Source organism: Legionella pneumophila subsp. fraseri (assembly GCF_000586315.1).
In the GTDB taxonomy this organism is placed as follows: domain Bacteria; phylum Pseudomonadota; class Gammaproteobacteria; order Legionellales; family Legionellaceae; genus Legionella; species Legionella pneumophila_B.
In genome coordinates, this window is sequence record NZ_JFIM01000059.1 from 1 (window position 1) to 1192 (window position 1192).

The window sequence follows — 1192 nt, forward strand, 5'->3', positions numbered from 1 at the left end:
TTTACTCGATTATTTTAGCGACTACACCGGCGCCAACTGTTCGGCCACCCTCTCTAATTGCGAATCTTAAGCCTTCATCCATCGCAATCGGAGCATGCAAGCTAACAACTAATTGCACATTATCTCCAGGCATTACCATTTCAACTCCTGATGGCAGGTCACAGGTACCTGTCACGTCAGTGGTTCTGAAATAGAACTGTGGGCGGTAACCATTAAAGAATGGAGTATGTCGTCCACCTTCTTCCTTGGATAACACGTAAACTTCTGCTTCAAACTTGGTGTGTGGCTTGATGGTACCTGGCTTCGCCAATACCTGTCCTCGCTCCACTTCGTCTCGCTTCGTACCACGTAACAACACCCCAACGTTGTCACCAGCTCGACCTTCATCAAGTAATTTACGGAACATCTCGACACCAGTACAAGTCGTCTTTTGGGTGTCTCTTATTCCAACAATTTCAACTTCCTCACCAACTTTAACAATTCCGCTCTCAACACGGCCAGTGACCACTGTTCCGCGTCCAGAAATTGAAAATACGTCTTCAATCGGTAACAAAAATGGCTTGTCTATGTTTCTGACTGGCTCAGGAATATAAGAATCCATTGTCTCAACCAGTTTCTCAATAGCCTTAACCCCTATGTCACTGTCTTCGCCTTCCAATGCTTTTAGCGCAGAACCAACAACAATAGGTATGTCATCCCCTGGGAAATCGTAACTGCTTAGCAAATCACGCACTTCCATTTCTACCAATTCTAACAATTCAGGATCATCAACCATATCCGCTTTGTTCATGAACACAACAATATATGGAACACCTACCTGGCGAGACAATAGAATGTGTTCCCTCGTTTGCGGCATAGGACCATCAGCAGCTGATACTACCAGTATCGCTCCGTCCATTTGCGCAGCACCAGTAATCATGTTCTTAACATAGTCAGCATGTCCTGGGCAATCTACGTGCGCATAATGTCTACTCGCTGATTCATATTCAACGTGTGCCGTAGAAATCGTAATCCCACGCTCTCTTTCTTCTGGCGCAGCATCAATTTGATCGTACGCCTTCGCTGTACCACCATACTTCTTCGCCATAATCGTTGTAATAGCTGCTGTCAATGTCGTCTTACCATGGTCTACGTGACCAATCGTACCCACGTTTACGTGCGGCTTCTTACGTTCAAATTTTTCCTTCGCCAT

Annotated in this window: 1 protein-coding gene; it reads right to left on the reverse strand. The window is 45.6% G+C overall.

Annotation, left to right across the window (positions count from 1 at the left end; translation table 11 throughout):
* Position 1 precedes the first annotated feature (1 nt).
* Positions 2 to 1192 carry an elongation factor Tu gene (gene tuf, locus CC34_RS0110125; RefSeq protein WP_010946066.1) on the reverse strand — a complete coding sequence of 397 codons (1191 nt, stop codon included), beginning with the start codon at positions 1190 to 1192 and terminating at the stop codon, positions 2 to 4.